We start from the raw sequence: 17,837 nt of genomic DNA on the forward strand, positions 1-17,837 counted from the left end.
GAATTCTGCCGGCACCGGTTAATGCTGTCGGGCAGAGGTCAAAAACCATCTATCCCGGCAGCCCGTAATGTTTCACTCAAGGCCTGCACCTGCGGGTCGCGAAAAAAAGCGCTCAGTTGCGCCGCGCGGCCCGGGCCTATGCCATCTTCGGCCAGCCAGGCTTGAGTGTCTTTGGCGGCCAGGGTTTGCCAGCCGCCTTGTAGATTGTTGCGGGCCGTGGGCGGTACTCCCAGGGCCATCAGCCATTGCGCGAACGGGCGTTGCCGGGCGCCGCGCAAGCTGTCGAGTAAACGTGCACTGCTGCGTTCACCTAAGCCATCAATGTTAGCAAGCTCTGCCTCATCCAGGGTTAACCAATCGAGCAGCCCGGCGATTAGACCGGCCTGAATCAAAGTGTTCCAGGTTTCACGGCCAATATGTGGCAGGGCCAGCCCCTGGGCGCCGCTCAGCCAGGTCAGGCGCGCGAGCAATTGTTCCTCACAGCCCGGGGCCAGTTCCCAGCAACTCAGGGGATGAAAGTTGTTGGCCTGGGGGATCTGCAACTCGACCCGTGGCTGGCTACGCAGCACGACGTGGTCAAGGCGCGGAATGACCTGGCCGGCAAGGCTGATGGACACCTGGTCGCCAGGGCGAATATCCAGTTCCCGCCAGCGTTTCAGGGAGCCAACGCTGACCCGGCTGATTTTCCGGTCATCAAGCAGTACCGGCTCCAGTTCCAGGATGGAGGTGATGCGCCCGGTGCGCCCAATCTTGAAATGCACCTTGCGCACATGGGCCAGCGCTTTGACTACCGGGTATTTCCAGGCAACCGCCCAATAGGGCGAACTGACCCTCCAGCGTTTGGCCGGCGCTCGCTGGCCCTGATGCAACACCACGCCATCGCTGGCGAAGGGCAGTGGGTGGCTGTACCAGTAGCTGCGCCAGTGCGCTGCTTCGGTAATGTCCTTGATCGGATGGCTATAGCGCTCGCTGTCATTGAAGCCCCATTTCGCAAGCTGGCTCAGCCGTTCGGAAAAATCATCGGGGCCTTGGGGCCAAGCCCACACAAACAGCCCAATATTGGCGGCTTCGGCTTCGCTCAACTGCCGGCGATTCATCAGCCCGGCGACTTTACTGCGGGCGCCGAGGCCACCTTCGGCGGCCTGCACGTGATCATCCAGTCGCCAATAGAGTTCGCCTTGCAACAACAGGTCTACGGGCTCGGGCAGTTGCTGGACGATCCCGGGAATCCTGCGGGCGGAGGCTGACCAATCCTGGCCCAGCCGGCCATCGCCACGACTGATGACCCGGCTCAGTCGGCCCTTGCGGTAAACCAGCGTGACGGCGACGCCATCGACCTTGGGCTGAATCCATACGTCCTGGCGAGTGCTCAGCCAGGTTTGAACGGCATTGTCGTCCAGCAGTTTTTCCAGGCCGGTGTGTGGTGTCGGGTGAGCGATGGTGCCTCGTGCGCTGGCCAGCGGATTGTCCGTGGTCGGCGCGGAGGAGGCGAAGCAACTGCGCCATAGGCCAAGGCGCTGGCGGGCCTGGTCATAGAGCTCATCGCTGATCAATGACTGGCCGAGTCGATGATAGCTGTCATCCCACAAGCGGACTTGCTGCGCCAAGTCGGCGATCTGGGTCCGGGCGTGATCGGCCTCCCAGTCGGGACACTCCCGCGCCCACGCAATCAGCGGCGAGAGACTGAGTAAAAAGAAGAACAGCAACCGCATAGGCAGCATCATCATGAGCATCCTTGCTCTGAAAGGGCGCCCAGACTAAGCCATCCCGGCGGGCATAAAAAAGCCCCGCAACCGCGAGGCTTTTTACCCGATGTTTCGGCTTACTTGAACAGACCACCCAACGCTTTCACGGTGTCGTTGCTGTCCGCCTTGGCCTGCTGCTTTTGTTGGCTGGCATCGAGCTTGGCCTGGGACTCGCCGACTTTTTTGCAACCTTTGTTTACTTGATCCAGAGCGGCCTGCATGGCCTTCACTTTCAATTCTTCGCCATTGGCTTTGGCCGCGTCGACCTTGGCCTGCAGGTCTGTGCCCTGTTTTTCGCAATCGCCGGAAGACACGCCCAGTTGGGAAGTCAGGCCGCTGAGTGCGCTCAAGTCGGCGTGCGCCGGCAGGGCAAACAGGCTGAGCAGAAGGGCGGCAGGGGCGAGTGTGGAAATGCGCATGGAAAACCTCAATGTACGATTGCCTGCGCGCTTATCGGTCCCGGGCAGGCGCAGTGCAATATCCAATAAGAGGTGAAGGCCCGGGAGGGCGCGGATTCTAGTGGGCCATCATTTAGCCTGCAAGCATTGGATCCAAAAAAGTGATTGTCGCCCGCAAATCATCCGGCAATAAAAAACCCTGCCGGGATAGCCCGGCAGGGTTTTGTGTTCACCGTAAGGCGATTACAGGCCGGCGGCAGTGCGCAGGTCGTTGGCGCGGTCGGTCTTTTCCCAGGTGAACGTGGTGAAGGTGTCGTTGCCGACAGTCTTCTGCTCAGGGGTGCGACCGAAGTGGCCGTAGGCCGCGGTTTCCTGGTACATCGGGTGCAGCAGGTCGAGCATGGTGGTGATTGCGTAAGGACGCAGGTCGAAGATTTCACGCACCAGCTTGACGATCTTGTCGTCGCTGATCTTGCCGGTACCGAAGGTGTTCAGCGAGATCGACGTAGGCTGGGCCACACCGATGGCGTAGGACACCTGGATCTCGCAACGCTCGGCCAGGCCGGCAGCCACGATGTTCTTGGCCACATAACGCCCGGCGTAGGCAGCCGAACGGTCAACCTTGGATGGATCCTTGCCGGAGAACGCGCCGCCGCCGTGACGGGCCATGCCGCCGTAGCTGTCGACGATGATCTTGCGACCGGTCAGGCCGCAGTCGCCTACCGGGCCACCGATGATGAATTGGCCAGTCGGGTTGATGTGAAACTGGGTGTCTTTGGTCAGCAGTTCGGCAGGCAGTACGTGCTTGACGATCAGCTCCATGACGCCTTCGCGCAGGTCGCTGTAGGACACGTCCGGGTTGTGCTGGGTCGACAGTACAACCGCGTCGATGGCGACGACTTTGCCGCCTTCATAACGGCAGGTCACTTGGGACTTGGCGTCCGGGCGCAGCCATGGCAACACACCCGATTTACGGGCTTCGGCCTGGCGCTTCACCAACTGGTGGGAGAAGGTGATCGGTGCTGGCATCAGCACGTCGGTTTCGTTGCTGGCGTAGCCGAACATCAGGCCTTGGTCGCCGGCGCCCTGATCTTCAGGCTTGGCACGGTCGACACCCTGGTTGATGTCCGGGGACTGCTTGCCGATGATGTTCATCACGCCGCAGGTCGCGCCGTCGAAGCCGACGTCGGAGCTGTTGTAGCCAATGTCGATGATCACGTCACGAACGATCTGCTCCAAGTCTACCCAGGCAGAGGTGGTGACTTCGCCGGCGATGATCGCCACGCCCGTTTTCACCAGAGTCTCGCACGCCACTCGGGCGAACTTGTCTTCAGCAATGATGGCGTCCAGCACCGCGTCAGAGATCTGGTCGGCGATTTTGTCCGGATGCCCTTCAGACACGGACTCGGAGGTGAAAAGGGAGTATTCGCTCATCTCGATGTTTTCCTGATATTTACCGATGGTGAGTGTCGCCAGCCGGCCGCTGAAAATGGCGGACCTGAATCTGGAAACCATTACGTAAACCTACATAGAGGCTTTCCCCGGGAACGAGTCCCGCAGCGGTGGCCCAACGGGCCAGATCGTCCTGTTCAAAACCCAGCCAGAGATCACCGCAGGCCTCCCTGGCCCAGCTCTGGTTGTGGCTGCATAAATCTGTGACCAACAGGCTGCCGCCTGGTTGCAGCAAATTCGCCATCTGCTTGAGGGCTTCTGCCGGGGCGGCGAAATGGTGCAGGACCATGTTCAGCACCACGCAATCGGCCCGCAGGCTGGTGTCATTCAGGGCGTCCGCCAACTGCAGATGGACATTGCCCAGCGCCTCGCGCTCACACAGTTGGCGGGCCAGTTCCAGCATCGCCGGGCTGTTGTCCAGCGCCGTGACCTGATGAAAGCGACGCGCCAGCTCCGGCAAAAAACCACCATCGCCGGGGCCCACTTCAACCGCCGTTGCCTCATCACTGAAGCTCAGCTTGTCCAAAAGTGCCAACACGCTTTCGCGGTATTGCGCCAAGCCGGCGATCAGGTCCTGCTGGGCGCGAAACTTCTCGGCTACCCGTGAGAAAAAGTCCTGGCTGGCCGCAGCGCGTTGCCCGTGCACCTGGCTGATGCGCGACTGCACATCAGCCGGCAGGGCCAGGCTGTCTATTTCTTCCAGCAGCGCAGCGTGCAGCCTGCCGCCCAACTGTTCGGTGTGGGGCAGGGCACGACGGTAAAAAATCGCATTGCCTTCGCGGCGGGTTGCCACCAGGTCGGCCTGGGCCAGTACCTTCAAGTGGTGGCTCATGCCGGACTGGCCGATGGCGAAGATCTGCGCCAGTTCCAATACCCCGAACGAATCGTTGGTCAGCGCGCGCAATACATTCAGGCGCAACGGGTCGCCGCCGGCCTTGCACAGGGCTGCCAGCTCGTCGCTGTCGTCGGGGCGAATGGAAGATGCGCTTAAGTTCATAAGGCCAGCAGTCTAGAGACGGTGGGAAAACCCCGCAAGGCCAATATCAAAAAGTTTTGATATTGGTCGATAATCGGTGGTTATAAGCAGCCGCTATAACCCATAGACGAAGCGGGGGGCGGTTTCTCCAGCCAATCGGCAGGAAAAACGCCCCCAAGTGACTATCTGTCATTGCCCCGAGGGCCGTGGCTGAGGGAAAATGCCGATCCTTTTTTCCGTTTCTTTTATTCAACCTCCAGGAGATCAGCGATGCCCAGCCGTCGTGAGCGTGCCAACGCCATTCGTGCCCTCAGCATGGATGCCGTGCAAAAAGCCAACAGCGGCCATCCCGGTGCCCCGATGGGCATGGCGGATATCGCCGAGGTACTTTGGCGTGACTACCTGAAACACAACCCGAGCAACCCGTCGTTCGCCGACCGTGACCGGTTCATTCTGTCCAACGGCCACGGCTCGATGCTGATCTACTCGTTGCTGCACCTGACCGGCTACGATGTCACCATCGACGACCTGAAAAACTTCCGCCAGATCCACAGCCGCACCCCGGGCCACCCGGAATACGGCTACACCCCTGGCGTCGAGACCACCACCGGTCCATTGGGCCAGGGCCTGGCCAACGCCGTGGGTTTTGCCCTGGCTGAAAAAGTGTTGGGCGCACAGTTCAACCGTCCAAACCACAACGTTGTCGACCACCACACCTACGTGTTCCTGGGTGATGGCTGCATGATGGAAGGCATTTCCCACGAAGTCGCTTCCCTGGCCGGTACCCTGGGCCTGGGCAAGCTGATTGCCTTCTACGATGACAACGGCATCTCTATCGACGGCGAAGTCGAAGGCTGGTTCACCGACGATACGCCAAAGCGTTTCGAAGCCTACAACTGGCAGGTGATCCGCAACGTCGACGGCCACGATCCTGAAGAGATCAAGACCGCCATCGAGACCGCCCGCAAGAGCGAGCAACCGACCCTGATCTGCTGCAAGACCACCATCGGCTTCGGTTCGCCGAACAAGCAAGGTAAAGAAGACTGCCACGGCGCCCCACTGGGTGACGCGGAAATCGCCCTGACCCGCGCTGCGCTGAAGTGGAACCACGGCCCGTTCGAAATCCCGGCTGACATCTACGCCGAGTGGGACGCCAAGGAAGCCGGTCTGGCTGTCGAAGCCGAGTGGGACCAGCGTTTTGCAGCCTACTCCGCTGAATTCCCTGAGCTGGCCAACGAACTGGTACGCCGCCTCGCGGGTGACCTGCCTGCCGACTTCTCGGAAAAAGCCTCGGCCTACATCGCCGAAGTGGCTGCCAAGGGCGAAACCATCGCCAGCCGCAAAGCCAGCCAGAACACCCTGAACGCGTTCGGCCCGCTGCTGCCTGAGTTCCTCGGCGGTTCGGCTGACCTGGCCGGTTCCAACCTGACCCTGTGGAAAGGTTGCAAAGGTGTCTCGGCGGAAGACGCCAGCGGCAACTACATGTACTACGGCGTGCGCGAATTCGGCATGAGCGCCATCATGAACGGCGTCGCCCTGCACGGCGGTCTGGTGCCTTACGGCGCGACCTTCCTGATGTTCATGGAATACGCCCGCAACGCAGTACGCATGGCGTCGCTGATGAAGAAGCGTGTGATCTTCGTCTACACCCACGACTCCATCGGCCTGGGCGAAGACGGCCCGACGCACCAGCCGGTCGAGCAACTGACCAGCCTGCGCACCACGCCGAACCTGGACACCTGGCGCCCGTCGGACGCAGTCGAATCGGCTGTGGCCTGGAAGCACGCAATCGAGCGTAAAGACGGCCCTTCGGCGCTGATCTTCTCCCGTCAGAACCTGCAGCACCAAACCCGCGATGCGGCGCAGATCGAAGGCATCAGCCGTGGTGGCTACGTGCTGAAAGACTGCATCGGCGAGCCGGAGCTGATCCTGATCTCCACCGGTTCCGAAGTGGGCCTGGCGGTTCAGGCTTACGACAAGCTGACGGCAGACGGTCGCAATGTGCGCGTGGTTTCCATGCCGTGCACCAGCGTCTTCGAAGCCCAGGATGCGGACTACAAGCAATCGGTGTTGCCGTTGCAGGTCAGCGCGCGTATCGCCATCGAAGCGGCTCACGCTGACTACTGGTACAAGTACGTGGGCCTGGAAGGCCGCGTGATCGGCATGACCACCTACGGTGAGTCGGCGCCGGCGCCAGCGTTGTTCGAAGAGTTCGGCTTCACCCTGGAAAACATCCTGGGTCAGGCTGAAGAGCTGCTGGAAGACTAAAAGCTCGAACGCGGTGACCCTTTGGTTGCCGCATCCACTGTAGGAGCGAGCTTGCTCGCGAAGATCGTCAACGATAACGCAGCGTTTCTGGTTTAACGCGGCGCTCTCGGGTTCTTCGCGAGCAAGCTCGCTCCTACAATGGTTTGTGTCGCCCACAATGCGAGAACCCCATGCCTCAACCGCGTCCCTACAAAGTTGCACTCAACGGCTACGGCCGGATTGGTCGTTGCGTCTTGCGTGCTCTGTTCGAGCGAGGGGCGGCTGCCGGGTTTGAAATTGTTGCGATCAACGATCTGGCTGACATGGCCAGCATCGAATACCTGACACGCTTTGACTCCACTCACGGCCGGTTCCCCGGCGAAGTGCGGGTTGAAGACGACTGTCTGCATATTAATGGCAACTGCGTGAAGGTGTTGCGCAGTGCCACCCCCGAGGGCATCGACTGGGCGGCGCTGGACGTCGACCTGGTGTTGGAATGCTCCGGTGCTTACCACACCCGTGCCGACGGCCAGCGGTTTCTCGACGCCGGCGCGCCGCGGGTCCTGTTCTCCCAGCCGATGGCCAGCGAGGCGGATGTCGACGCCACCATCGTCTATGGCGTGAACCAGGATTGCCTGACCGGCGCCGAACTGCTGGTGTCCAACGCCTCCTGCACCACCAACTGCGGCGTGCCGCTGTTGCGCCTGTTGGACCAGGCGATCGGCCTGGAATACGTGTCGATCACCACCATTCACTCGGCGATGAACGATCAGCCGGTGATCGATGCCTACCACCATGAGGACCTGCGTCGCACGCGTTCGGCGTTTCAGTCAGTGATTCCGGTGTCCACCGGGCTGGCGCGCGGTATCGAGCGACTGTTGCCGGAACTTGCCGGGCGAATCCAGGCCAAAGCCGTACGGGTACCGACGGTGAATGTGTCTTGCCTGGACATCACCATGCAAACCGTCAGCGACACCGACGCCGGCGAGGTCAACCGGATCCTGCGCGACGCCGCCACCAGCGGCCCGCTCAAAGGCCTGTTGGCCTACACCGAGTTGCCCCACGCCAGCTGTGATTTCAACCATGACCCGCATTCGGCCATCGTCGATGCCAGCCAGACCCGCGTTTCCGGCCCACGGCTGGTGAACATCCTGGCGTGGTTCGACAACGAATGGGGTTTTGCCAACCGTATGCTGGACGTTGCAGAGCACTATCTGCAAACAGCCTCTCCACAACTTTAGCTCTCAGGAATTGCCACCCATGACCGTGTTGAAGATGACCGACCTCGATCTGCAAGGTAAGCGCGTACTGATCCGCGAAGACCTCAACGTCCCAGTCAAGGACGGTGTTGTCACCAGCGATGCGCGAATCCTGGCCTCGCTGCCGACCATCAAGCTGGCCCTGGAAAAAGGCGCGGCCGTGATGGTCTGCTCCCACCTGGGTCGCCCGACCGAAGGTGAGTTCTCGGCAGAAAACAGCCTCAAGCCTGTGGCCGAGTACCTGAGCAAGGCCCTGGGCCGCGACGTGCCGCTGGTTGCCGACTACCTGAACGGCGTGGACGTGAAGGCCGGCGACATCGTGCTGTTCGAAAACGTGCGCTTCAACAAGGGCGAGAAAAAGAACAGCGACGAACTGGCCCAGCAATACGCTGCCCTGTGCGACGTGTTCGTGATGGACGCCTTCGGTACCGCTCACCGTGCCGAGGGTTCGACCCACGGCGTGGCCAAGTTCGCCAAAGTTGCTGCAGCTGGCCCGTTGCTGGCGGCTGAGCTGGATGCACTGGGCAAGGCGCTGGGTGCTCCGGCCCAACCGATGGCCGCCATCGTTGCCGGCTCCAAGGTCTCCACCAAGCTCGACGTGTTGAACAGCCTGAGCCAGATCTGCAACCAGTTGATCGTCGGCGGCGGCATTGCCAACACCTTCCTGGCGGCTGCCGGTCACCCGGTGGGCAAATCGCTGTACGAGCCGGACCTGCTGGACACCGCCCGCGCCATTGCCGCCAAGGTCAGCGTGCCGCTGCCGGTGGACGTAGTAGTGGCCAAGGAATTCGCTGAAAGCGCCGAAGCCACCGTCAAGCTGATCGCTGATGTGGCCGACGACGACATGATCCTGGATATCGGCCCGCAAACTGCAGCCAACTTCGCTGAACTGCTGAAGTCGTCCCAGACCATTCTGTGGAACGGCCCGGTGGGTGTGTTCGAGTTCGATCAGTTCGGCAACGGCACCAAAGTATTGGCCCACGCCATCGCTGAAAGCTCGGCATTCTCCATTGCCGGCGGTGGCGACACCCTGGCAGCCATCGATAAATATGGCGTTGCTGACCAGATCTCCTACATTTCTACCGGTGGTGGTGCATTCCTCGAGTTCGTCGAAGGCAAGGTACTGCCGGCCGTCGAAGTGCTGGAAAGCCGAGCGAAGGGCTGAAGCACTTGCTGAGGAAAAGGAGCATTCCGATGATCAAGTCGTTGGCACTGGTGATAGCGGCGGGCGTGTTGGCCGGCTGCGGCAGCACGCCTAAAGCGGCGCCCGAGTCTGAAAAGCCCGGGGCTGAGCCGCGCAAGAGTTGCTACCAGGCTGACTGGCAGGCCGAAACCATGCCGGTGATCAGCAAGCGCATCGGGCCGGACGGGTTGGAGAAATACGACTCTGCGCCCAACGGTCAGGAACAGGGTTGCCCTTGACGGGTCTGATTCACTAACCGACAGCAGCGGTGGCCGCAGGTCGCCGCTTGAGGATTGGCAATGAAAGGCGTTTTCGCCCTGGCAGCACTGGCGTTATTGGCCGGATGCACCAACCTGAACATGTTCGAAAAGAAGGCAGAGCCGGTAGACAAGTGGACCACCTGGACGTGTGACAGCCAGGCGCAAGTCAACTGGCGCTTTGCCGACCAGGCCCGCACCCAGGTGGATGTACGCCTCGGCGGCTCAGACCAGGTGTACCGCCTCAAGCAGGAAGTGGCGGCTTCGGGCGTGCTGTACAGCGACGGCCAGTTGGCGTTTCACACAAAGGGTGAGGAAGGCCTGGTTTACTGGGTTGCCACCGACGATTTGATCGGGCGTGGCTGTAAAGCGATGTAGGAGCTGGCTTGCCTGCGAAGGGGCCATCAGCCGCACCGAAATACTGATTTAACGATTAAGCAAGGCAGGCTTTGAAAGCCTGACCTTCAATAACTTGAATAGCAGCCGCCGCTACGGCAGGCTTGCACGATTAACGACCCTCGACCGGGAGAGAGACTCACAATGGCACTTATCAGCATGCGCCAGATGTTGGACCACGCAGCCGAATTCGGCTATGGCGTTCCAGCCTTCAACGTCAACAACCTTGAGCAGATGCGCGCCATCATGGAAGCCGCTGACAAGACTGACTCTCCAGTGATCGTCCAGGCTTCGGCCGGCGCGCGCAAATACGCCGGTGCTCCGTTCCTGCGTCACCTGATCCTCGCCGCGATCGAAGAATTCCCGCACATCCCGGTGTGCATGCACCAGGACCACGGCACCAGCCCTGACGTGTGCCAGCGCTCCATCCAGCTGGGCTTCAGCTCGGTAATGATGGACGGTTCCCTGGGTGAAGACGGCAAGACCCCGACCGACTACGAATACAACGTACGCGTCACCCAACAAACCGTAGCCATGGCACACGCCTGCGGCGTTTCGGTTGAAGGCGAGCTGGGCTGCCTGGGTTCCCTGGAAACCGGCATGGCCGGTGAAGAAGACGGCATCGGCGCCGAAGGCGTACTGGATCACAGCCAAATGCTGACCGATCCGGAAGAAGCCGCCGACTTCGTGAAAAAGACCCAAGTTGACGCCCTGGCCATTGCCATCGGCACCAGCCACGGCGCCTACAAGTTCACCAAGCCACCTACCGGCGACGTGTTGGCCATCGACCGCATCAAGGAAATCCACAAGCGCATCCCGAACACCCACCTGGTGATGCACGGTTCTTCCTCGGTACCGCAAGAGTGGCTGGCGATCATCAACCAGTACGGCGGCGACATCAAAGAAACCTACGGCGTGCCGGTTGAAGAAATCGTTGAAGGCATCAAGTACGGCGTACGTAAGGTCAACATCGACACCGACCTGCGCCTGGCCTCCACCGGTGCGATGCGTCGCCTGATGGCCACCAACCCGAGCGAATTTGACCCACGTAAATTCTTCGGCGCTACCGTGACGGCCATGCGTGACGTGTGTATCGCGCGTTATGAAGCTTTCGGTACTGCGGGTAATGCTTCGAAGATCAAGCCGATCTCCCTGGAAGCGATGTACCAGCGTTACCTGAAAGGTGAGTTGAACGCCAAGGTGAACTAAGCCTTATGCGTTAATGAAGAAGCCCGCAGCGATGTGGGCTTTTTTGTGGCTGAAATTTGATCAGGCGGCTGTGGGTGTGTCGAAGCTGCGGTGTTCGATGACGCGGAATACGTCGCTTACGTCCTGCACCAGGATGCGGGCGGTGTTGGCTACGTGGTTCAGGTCACGCTCCGCAAAATCGGGCAGGCTGGAGCAGGCCATCAGGTTGAGGTGTTCGAGGGCGGCGTTGAGGCGTTCACGCAGGCAGGCGTGCAGGTCCGTGAGTGGTGCATCGCTGTCGATCAATAGCACGGGGTATTCGGTGGCTGTTTCGGTGCAAGGGGTGAAACGGCGGGGTGGGAGTTGTGGCTTCATGGCAAATCCTTAACTCAAGAGAAGATTAGCCACCGTTTGCTGCGAAACAAATGGGGTGGCAGTTGTACGCGGGTTCGCAGACCGAGGAGTTAAGACCCGGCAGACCCGAAGGTCTCCCACGTACAACCGCCATAAAAAACCGAGCATTGGCAGGACTGCCTATGTCGTATTTTGACGGGTACGGTATTAACTCTGTAGGGCTGCGAAACCCTATCGCCAATCAATGCTGGCGACGGGGCGAACTATAAGCGCCGAGTCCAACCGCTGCAACCGGCCATCTGTAGGAGCGAGCTTGCTCGCGAAGGTCGCGAACGATAACGCGGGAAGCCGGATGAAGCGCGGCGGTCTCGGGTTTTTCGCGAGCAAGCTCGCTCCTACAGTAAGCAGTGATGCAGCTTATTTATCCACCAACACCTTAGGATTGGAATTGCCCCAAACCGTATACAGATCCGCCAGCAACGCACCGTTGATGTCTTCAACCTCCGCCTGGCTGGTCTCCACCGCGCCCTGCTTGCCGAACAACACCACCTCATCGCCGCTCTTAACGGTCGGCACGTCGGTGACATCTACCATCAGCGTGTTCATCGACACCTTGCCCACCACCGGCACCCGGTGCCCGTTGATCAGCACCACGCCTTTGTTGGTAAACGCCCGGCGATAGCCGTCGGAATAACCCACGGTGATGTTCGCCAGTTTCGAATCCCGCGCCAGGGTGTAGGTTCGGTCGTAGCCCACGGTGTTGCCCTTCGGGTAGCTGTTGACCGACGCCACGTGGGATTTGAACTGCATCACGCGCTTGTATTCGGTGAACGACGGCACGGTATCGCCAAACAGCAGGCCGCCCGGACGAACCATGTCCAGCCGTGACTCGGGCACTTCCAGGGTGGCGAAGGAGTTGGCGGCGTGCAGGGTGATTTTGCTGCGGTCGAGCTGGGCGACGTTGATCAGCCAGTTGGCTTGTTCGTTAAACGCCTTGAGCCCCGTGCGCACGTCGACGGCATCTTCAACGGCGAAGTGGGTCATGATCGCCGTCACCTGCAGGTTCGGCACCTTGGTAATGGCTACGGCGTCGCGGCGGCCTTGGGCGGTGGTCATTTCCACGCCGTTGCGGCTCATGCCGCTGGAGTTCAGGCCCAGGTGCACGACCAGCGGGCGGCCGTGGTTTTCGGCGATCAGGCTGGCGCGCACGGCGAAGTCCAGATTGCCCACCAGCTCTTCTACGTTATACGGCAACGCAGCTTCCAGCTCGCTCAGGGCGGCGGTGCGTACGCGGATCAGTTGGCCCTTGAAGCCGCTTTCACGGACCACGCGGGCTTCTTCGTTGCTGGCGATGCCAACGCAGGGTACGCCCAATTTGATCACCGAAGGCATCAGTAAACCGATGCCGTGACCGTAGGCATCCGCCTTGAGCACGGCGCAAATTTTCGATTTGTCGGCGAGGCTGGCTTGCAGGGTGCGGATGTTGTTTTCGAAGGCGACTTTGTTGATTTCGACCCAGGCGTTGCTGTCCTGGATATTGACCTGGGCCACCCCGTCGGCCATCGAGAGAGGCGGGGCGGCGAAGGCCGGGTTTTGCAGCAGAGCCATGCCCATAGAGAGGGCGAGCAGGGTGCGGGAAAAGGGCATTGGGCAGTCTCCATGACTTTCTTATAGGGGGTAGTGCGCGTGCGCGGCGCCATACTCGGATTGTCCTACAAGAAAGTCGAGACCCTGGGTCGCGGTTCTGTCCTAAAGCGTCGTGGGACCGGTCGCTGAAGCGAATCAGCTTCAGTCGTGATCAATATCCAGCTTGGCAAACGTCACCCGGGCGCCTTCCTTGCTGTTGCCGCTGTTGTCCTGCACGTAGGCACCGGCCTTGAAGTACAGCGGCTGTTTGCCCCACGCAGCACCGATGCGTTCGTTCCACTGCCCGTTGGCCGCGTCGACGCTCAGCAGGCCAGCCTTGTTCAGGTGGATGACGTAGGTGAAGTCGCGGTCCAGCGGTACGTTCTCGGCAACGATGATCACCCGGCCTTCTGACTCGTCGGGACGCATGCGCACCTTGGCGACGATGTTGCCGGTCTGGGTTTTTTCCTTGTATTGGTACTCGACCTTGATCAGTGGCTTCTGGCTTTCGTAGGCGTGGATTTGACCGATCACTACCTTGCCGGACGACGGCACCTTGTTGACCGCCAACGTGGCACGCAGGAAATTGTCGGCGTCGCTGTAGAGCCAGTTGCGCAGGCGGCCGTCGGAGTAGGTTTCACGCAGTTCGCTACGCGGGTAAACCGCGTTTTCGGTCCGCGTGCCGGTGACCGGGGTCCAGAATTGCACGCTGCTGCCTTCGGCCTGGAAGTATTGGTCCTTGAACCCGCTGAGCAGTTTCGGGGTGTCGATGGTCGAGGGCGGGGAGCCGACGGGGATGCTCAGGTTCCAGGTGGACAGATCAATCATTGAATACGCCTTTAACGGGGAGAGAAGGCCTTGACTCGGGAGCCGGCACTTTCTTTATAGGTGGCTCGAAATGGATTGTTAATGATTTTGTGGCGGATTGTTGGCGCCAATCAAATGTCAAAAAGCCATGTTTCACGTAAACCGCGGGCTGTAGACACTGACCGTTAGTCGGTTGTCTGGAGTTTGGCGCAATGATGGCACCGTCGTGGCTTCTGCTTTATGGGATCCAAGGCTAGAGTGAGCCCTTATTGTTTATCCGGTTTTGTCGCAAAAATGACCGGAATGACGCCGACGAAAGAGAAGCAGCAATGGAATGCGCTCCAATCAAGCCCCGCGATGGTTGTTCAGTGCTTCTGGTGGTCGATGACTATCCCGAAAACCTGATCAGCATGCGTGCGCTATTGCAGCGTGAAGACTGGCATGTGGTGACGGCGGCATCCGGGGTTGAAGCCTTGGAATTGCTGCTCGAGCATGACGTCGATCTGGTGCTGCTCGATGTAATGATGCCCGGTATGGACGGGTTCGAGGTGGCTCGGCTGATGCGGGGTAGCCAGCGCACGCAACTGACCCCGATCATCTTTCTCAGCGCCCACGCCCAGTCGCCGGCGGCGATGCTGGAAGGGTATGCCAGCGGCGCAATCGACTACCTGCTGAAACCCTTCGATCCGAATATCCTCAAGCCCAAGGTCCAGGCCCTGCTGGAGCACCAGCGCAATCGCCGGGCCTTGCAGCGGCTGAGCCACGACCTTGAATCCGCCCGTGCCTTCAATGCCTCGGTGCTGGACAATGCCGCCGAAGGCATCCTGGTGGTGGGCGAGGACGGTGTGATCAGCTACGCCAACCCGGCGATTTCGCGGCTGCTGAATGCGCCGGTTGCCGAGCTACAGGGCGCCGAGTTCCTCGATTTTTTGCAAAAGCCCCACGTGCCTGCCTGGTCTGACTCGGCTTTGTACGAAGGTTACAAACGCGGCGAAACCTGGCGCCTGCACGACGCGATTTTGCGCACCGTGCCCGGCCAGCAGCTGCCGGTGGCGATGTCGTGTGCGCCGCTGCCGGCCGAGCAGAAAGCCATGGTGGTGACGGTGCTGGACATGTCCGAGGTGCGCCATCTGCATCAGCAACTGGAGTTCCAGGCGGTGACCGACCCGCTGACCGGCTTGCTCAATCGGCGCGGGTTTCACCAGTCCGTGGAGAATGTGCTCCTGCGCAGTGAGCGTAACGAACAGTCGCTGGTGCTGCTGTACCTGGACCTCGACGGGTTCAAGCGGGTCAATGATTCCCTGGGCCACGACGCCGGTGACCGGGTGCTGCGCTGGGTCGCGGAGCAGTTGAAAGCGTGCCTTCGTTCTTATGACATTCTTGGACGCATGGGCGGGGATGAATTCACCGCGCTGTTGGAGCTGGAGTTCCCGGAGCAGGCGGCCAAAATTGCGGAAAAACTGATCGAACGGGTGTCGATCTGTCAGCAGGTTGACGGTTTGGATGTGATGCTCGGGGTCAGTATCGGTATTGCCACGTTCCCGGACTGCGGCTCGGACCTCAACGGCCTGCTGCGCGCGGCGGACGTCGCCATGTACGAAGCCAAGCGCGCCGGACGTCAGCAATATCGCTATTACGACCAGGAAATGAACGGCCGCGCCCGCTCGCGCTTGATGCTCGAGGACAGTGTGCGCAGCGCCATCGACAGCAAGGATTTCACCCTGGTGTACCAGCCGCAGGTGTCGTTGCACGACGGCCAGCTGCGGGGTGTCGAGGCGCTGCTGCGCTGGCAGCATCCGAGCGTTGGCGATGTGCCGCCGGGGCTGTTTTTGCCGTTGCTGGAAGAGGCGCGGCTGATCAGCCAATTGAGCACCTGGATCTACCAGCAGGTGGCCGCCCAGCGGCAGGCATGGAAGTCGGTGTTCGGCGACGAGTTGGTGCTGAGCGTGAGTTTGAGCAGCAGCCAGTTCAATATGCCGAACCTCGCCAGCCAGCTGCAGCAGGTGCTGGATCGACATGGGCTGCAGGGCCGGCAGCTTGAGGTGGAGATCAGCGAAGAAAGCCTGATGCACAACCTGGATGAGTCCACCAAGCAGCTCAAGCTGTTGCGCCAGGCCGGTGTGCGGATTGCGCTGGATGATTTCGGCGCCGGGAACTGTTCCCTGGCGCACCTGCGGGACCTGGAATTCGACACCCTCAAGCTCGACCCGAAGCTGGTCGCTCGCCTGCCGGGCTCATCCCGGGACGCGGCGATGGCGCGGAGCATTATCGAACTGTGCCGGCACTTCGATCTGCTGGTGATTGCCGAGGGCGTCAAGACCCAGGAGCAAGTCGAATGGCTCAAGGCCAACGGTTGCCAGTTCATCCAGGGGCCGCAGGTGGCGGCCCCGTTGATAGCGGATGAAGTCGCCAACTGGCACCTGCGCGCAGCGTCCCGCTGAATTCGCTACACTGGCGGCCATTCAAATACCCGTTGTTGACCTCATGACCGCGCTGAAATACCTCCAGGCCTACCCCCCAGCATTGCAGGAGCAAGTGCGTCAGTTGATTGCCAAGGACCAACTCGGCGACTACCTGACCCAGCGCTACCCCGAGCGGCACGGGGTGCAGAGCGACAAAGCGCTGTACAACTACGCCCAGGCCTTGAAGCAGGAACACCTGCGCAACGCCCCGGCCATCGACAAAGTGCTGTTCGATAACCGCCTGGACCTGACCCACCGCGCCCTCGGCCTGCACACCACCATCTCCCGGGTGCAGGGCGGCAACCTCAAATCGAAGAAAGAAATCCGCATCGCCTCGCTGTTCAAGGAAGCCGCGCCGGAGTTTCTGCGCATGATCGTGGTACACGAACTGGCGCACTTCAAGGAATCGGACCACAACAAGGCGTTCTACAAACTCTGTGAATACATGCTGCCGGGCTACCATCAGGTGGAATTCGACCTGCGGGTATACCTGACCTGGCGGGACATGCAGGGCAAGCCCTAACCTTCAAAGGCGATCGAGCATGGATGTGAGCAAGACCAAAAGCAGCTTCTACCGGCGCTTGTATGTGGCGTATCTGATCGACAGCCAGCTGGCCAGCAGCGTCCCGGCCCTGACCGAAGTCACGGGCATGCCCCGGCGCACTGCCCAGGACACGATTGCGGCGTTGGCGGATTTGGACATTGTGTGTGAGTTTGAGCAGGAAGACGGCGCCCGCAACCATGCCGGGCGCTATCGGATTCACAGTTGGGGCGCGATCGAGCCGCGCTGGATCGAGGCGAACCTGGCGAGCATTAAACAGGTGTTGGGGTACCCCTGAAGATTTGTGGTGACCGGGCTGACGCCTTCGCGAGCAAGCCCGCTCCCACATTCGACCGCATTCCAAAGGTGGGACTCGGTCAAATGTGGGAGCGGGCTTGCTCGCGAAGAGGCCCTCATGCCCGGCGCATGCCTATATGTGGAATGTCATCCTCAAGGTATTCCTCACCCGCCACCACAAACCCGTATCGCCCGTAATACCCCTGCAAATGCGCCTGGGCCGACAGATAGATCGGCACGTCGGGCCACTGTTTCTCCGCCTGCCTGAGAGCCTCATCCATCATCTCGTGCCCCAGCCCGGTGCCCCGCGCACTCGGTGCGACGATCACCCGGCCGATCACCACATCGCCGCCCTGGGATTCAGGATCAAGCAGGCGCAGGTAGGCCTGCAATTGACCGTCGCTCCAGGCCATCAGGTGATGGGTGTCGCCGTCCAGGTCCTGGCCATCAATGTCCTGGTAGACGCATTTCTGCTCGACAACGAAGACCTCCGAACGCAGGCGCAAAATGGCGTACAGCTGCTCCTTGCCCAAGTCACTGTGGTGTTTGCAGACCCATTCGACTGTCATGGTGTTCTCTCGGCTAATTGTCTGGTCAGGATAGTAAGCGCGTGGGAGGCGAGTGTCTAAATTGCGGCTTTTTTGTGAGT

General features: G+C 60.6%; 17 protein-coding genes. 9 read left to right on the top strand and 8 right to left on the bottom strand.

The genetic code is table 11. From position 1 onward, the window contains the following. Positions 1–38: 38 nt before the first annotated feature. The 4 genes from ligB to HBJ59_RS16365 form a co-directional block, all read right to left on the bottom strand. Positions 39–1,712 (bottom strand): NAD-dependent DNA ligase LigB, encoded by a 1,674-nt coding sequence (gene ligB, locus HBJ59_RS16350; RefSeq protein ID WP_173860418.1) that lies wholly within the window; start codon positions 1,710–1,712, stop codon positions 39–41. Between the two features lie 110 nt (positions 1,713–1,822). Further along, positions 1,823–2,164, bottom strand: coding sequence for a hypothetical protein (locus HBJ59_RS16355; RefSeq protein ID WP_076017784.1), 342 nt, complete (start codon positions 2,162–2,164; stop codon positions 1,823–1,825). 222 nt (positions 2,165–2,386) lie between these two features. Beyond that, positions 2,387–3,577 carry a methionine adenosyltransferase gene (gene metK, locus HBJ59_RS16360; protein WP_076017785.1) on the bottom strand — a complete coding sequence of 397 codons (1,191 nt, stop codon included), beginning with the start codon at positions 3,575–3,577 and terminating at the stop codon, positions 2,387–2,389. A gap of 19 nt (positions 3,578–3,596) precedes the next feature. After that, the gene (locus tag HBJ59_RS16365; protein ID WP_076017786.1) at positions 3,597–4,592 is read right to left on the bottom strand and encodes a metalloregulator ArsR/SmtB family transcription factor; all 996 of its coding nucleotides are present in this window, start codon (positions 4,590–4,592) and stop codon (positions 3,597–3,599) included. Positions 4,593–4,841: 249 nt separating this feature from the next. Between HBJ59_RS16365 and tkt the strand changes: the two genes are divergently transcribed. The 6 genes from tkt to fba all read left to right on the top strand — a co-directional run bounded on the left by tkt (position 4,842) and on the right by fba (position 11,122). Beyond that, on the top strand, positions 4,842–6,839 hold the full coding sequence (tkt, locus tag HBJ59_RS16370) for a transketolase (RefSeq protein ID WP_167664121.1): 1,998 nt from the start codon (positions 4,842–4,844) through the stop codon (positions 6,837–6,839). A 170-nt stretch (positions 6,840–7,009) separates the two neighbouring features. Further along, positions 7,010–8,059, top strand: a complete 1,050-nt coding sequence (epd, locus tag HBJ59_RS16375; RefSeq protein ID WP_063026588.1) for an erythrose-4-phosphate dehydrogenase — start codon at positions 7,010–7,012, stop codon at positions 8,057–8,059. A gap of 19 nt (positions 8,060–8,078) precedes the next feature. Next, entirely contained in the window at positions 8,079–9,242 is a 1,164-nt protein-coding gene (locus HBJ59_RS16380) for a phosphoglycerate kinase (protein WP_167664122.1), read from the top strand. Positions 9,243–9,271: 29 nt separating this feature from the next. Then, complete coding sequence (locus tag HBJ59_RS16385; RefSeq protein WP_167664123.1) at positions 9,272–9,499, top strand: hypothetical protein; 228 nt, start codon at positions 9,272–9,274, stop codon at positions 9,497–9,499. 60 nt (positions 9,500–9,559) lie between these two features. After that, on the top strand, positions 9,560–9,895 hold the full coding sequence (locus HBJ59_RS16390) for an MliC family protein (protein ID WP_076017790.1): 336 nt from the start codon (positions 9,560–9,562) through the stop codon (positions 9,893–9,895). Positions 9,896–10,057: 162 nt separating this feature from the next. Beyond that, positions 10,058–11,122, top strand: a complete 1,065-nt coding sequence (gene fba, locus HBJ59_RS16395) for a class II fructose-bisphosphate aldolase (protein WP_003177554.1) — start codon at positions 10,058–10,060, stop codon at positions 11,120–11,122. Positions 11,123–11,182: 60 nt separating this feature from the next. Here fba and HBJ59_RS16400 read toward each other — a convergent pair whose 3' ends face one another. From HBJ59_RS16400 to HBJ59_RS16410, 3 genes are all read right to left on the bottom strand, one after another. After that, positions 11,183–11,476: a fructose-bisphosphate aldolase gene (locus HBJ59_RS16400; RefSeq protein WP_167664124.1), complete on the bottom strand. Its 294-nt coding sequence runs from the start codon at positions 11,474–11,476 to the stop codon at positions 11,183–11,185. Positions 11,477–11,872: 396 nt separating this feature from the next. After that, positions 11,873–13,102, bottom strand: coding sequence for an alanine racemase (gene alr / locus HBJ59_RS16405; RefSeq protein WP_167664125.1), 1,230 nt, complete (start codon positions 13,100–13,102; stop codon positions 11,873–11,875). 141 nt (positions 13,103–13,243) lie between these two features. Further along, complete coding sequence (locus HBJ59_RS16410) at positions 13,244–13,909, bottom strand: polysaccharide lyase family 7 protein (protein WP_076017793.1); 666 nt, start codon at positions 13,907–13,909, stop codon at positions 13,244–13,246. 308 nt (positions 13,910–14,217) lie between these two features. Between HBJ59_RS16410 and HBJ59_RS16415 the strand changes: the two genes are divergently transcribed. Genes HBJ59_RS16415 through HBJ59_RS16425 form a run of 3 tightly spaced genes read left to right on the top strand, consistent with a single transcriptional unit; the run spans position 14,218 to position 17,189 of the window. After that, positions 14,218–16,329: a bifunctional diguanylate cyclase/phosphodiesterase gene (locus tag HBJ59_RS16415; RefSeq protein WP_167664126.1), complete on the top strand. Its 2,112-nt coding sequence runs from the start codon at positions 14,218–14,220 to the stop codon at positions 16,327–16,329. A 43-nt stretch (positions 16,330–16,372) separates the two neighbouring features. Then, on the top strand, positions 16,373–16,873 hold the full coding sequence (locus tag HBJ59_RS16420; protein WP_076017795.1) for a M48 family metallopeptidase: 501 nt from the start codon (positions 16,373–16,375) through the stop codon (positions 16,871–16,873). A 19-nt stretch (positions 16,874–16,892) separates the two neighbouring features. Beyond that, the gene (locus tag HBJ59_RS16425; RefSeq protein WP_076017796.1) at positions 16,893–17,189 is read left to right on the top strand and encodes a helix-turn-helix domain-containing protein; all 297 of its coding nucleotides are present in this window, start codon (positions 16,893–16,895) and stop codon (positions 17,187–17,189) included. Positions 17,190–17,304: 115 nt separating this feature from the next. On the opposite strand, the gene HBJ59_RS16430 is transcribed toward HBJ59_RS16425, so the two are convergent. Next, positions 17,305–17,757: a GNAT family N-acetyltransferase gene (locus HBJ59_RS16430; protein WP_076017797.1), complete on the bottom strand. Its 453-nt coding sequence runs from the start codon at positions 17,755–17,757 to the stop codon at positions 17,305–17,307. Between the last annotated feature and the right edge of the window lie 80 nt (positions 17,758–17,837).

Source organism: Pseudomonas sp. AN3A02, assembly GCF_011765255.1.
Lineage (GTDB): Bacteria > Pseudomonadota > Gammaproteobacteria > Pseudomonadales > Pseudomonadaceae > Aquipseudomonas.

Excerpts from the sequence above, each read along its gene's own strand:
- HBJ59_RS16415 (WP_167664126.1), top strand. The coding sequence starts at position 14,218 with ATGGAATGCGCTCCAATCAAGCCCCGCGATGGTTGTTCAGTGCTTCTG.
- HBJ59_RS16420 (WP_076017795.1), top strand. The coding sequence starts at position 16,373 with ATGACCGCGCTGAAATACCTCCAGGCCTACCCCCCAGCATTGCAGGAG.
- metK (WP_076017785.1), bottom strand. The coding sequence starts at position 3,577 with ATGAGCGAATACTCCCTTTTCACCTCCGAGTCCGTGTCTGAAGGGCAT.
- fba (WP_003177554.1), top strand. The coding sequence starts at position 10,058 with ATGGCACTTATCAGCATGCGCCAGATGTTGGACCACGCAGCCGAATTC.
- alr (WP_167664125.1), bottom strand. The coding sequence starts at position 13,102 with ATGCCCTTTTCCCGCACCCTGCTCGCCCTCTCTATGGGCATGGCTCTG.
- HBJ59_RS16410 (WP_076017793.1), bottom strand. The coding sequence starts at position 13,909 with ATGATTGATCTGTCCACCTGGAACCTGAGCATCCCCGTCGGCTCCCCG.
- ligB (WP_173860418.1), bottom strand. The coding sequence starts at position 1,712 with ATGCGGTTGCTGTTCTTCTTTTTACTCAGTCTCTCGCCGCTGATTGCG.
- HBJ59_RS16400 (WP_167664124.1), bottom strand. The coding sequence starts at position 11,476 with ATGAAGCCACAACTCCCACCCCGCCGTTTCACCCCTTGCACCGAAACA.
- HBJ59_RS16425 (WP_076017796.1), top strand. The coding sequence starts at position 16,893 with ATGGATGTGAGCAAGACCAAAAGCAGCTTCTACCGGCGCTTGTATGTG.
- HBJ59_RS16365 (WP_076017786.1), bottom strand. The coding sequence starts at position 4,592 with ATGAACTTAAGCGCATCTTCCATTCGCCCCGACGACAGCGACGAGCTG.
- HBJ59_RS16430 (WP_076017797.1), bottom strand. The coding sequence starts at position 17,757 with ATGACAGTCGAATGGGTCTGCAAACACCACAGTGACTTGGGCAAGGAG.
- HBJ59_RS16390 (WP_076017790.1), top strand. The coding sequence starts at position 9,560 with ATGAAAGGCGTTTTCGCCCTGGCAGCACTGGCGTTATTGGCCGGATGC.
- tkt (WP_167664121.1), top strand. The coding sequence starts at position 4,842 with ATGCCCAGCCGTCGTGAGCGTGCCAACGCCATTCGTGCCCTCAGCATG.
- HBJ59_RS16385 (WP_167664123.1), top strand. The coding sequence starts at position 9,272 with ATGATCAAGTCGTTGGCACTGGTGATAGCGGCGGGCGTGTTGGCCGGC.
- HBJ59_RS16355 (WP_076017784.1), bottom strand. The coding sequence starts at position 2,164 with ATGCGCATTTCCACACTCGCCCCTGCCGCCCTTCTGCTCAGCCTGTTT.
- HBJ59_RS16380 (WP_167664122.1), top strand. The coding sequence starts at position 8,079 with ATGACCGTGTTGAAGATGACCGACCTCGATCTGCAAGGTAAGCGCGTA.
- epd (WP_063026588.1), top strand. The coding sequence starts at position 7,010 with ATGCCTCAACCGCGTCCCTACAAAGTTGCACTCAACGGCTACGGCCGG.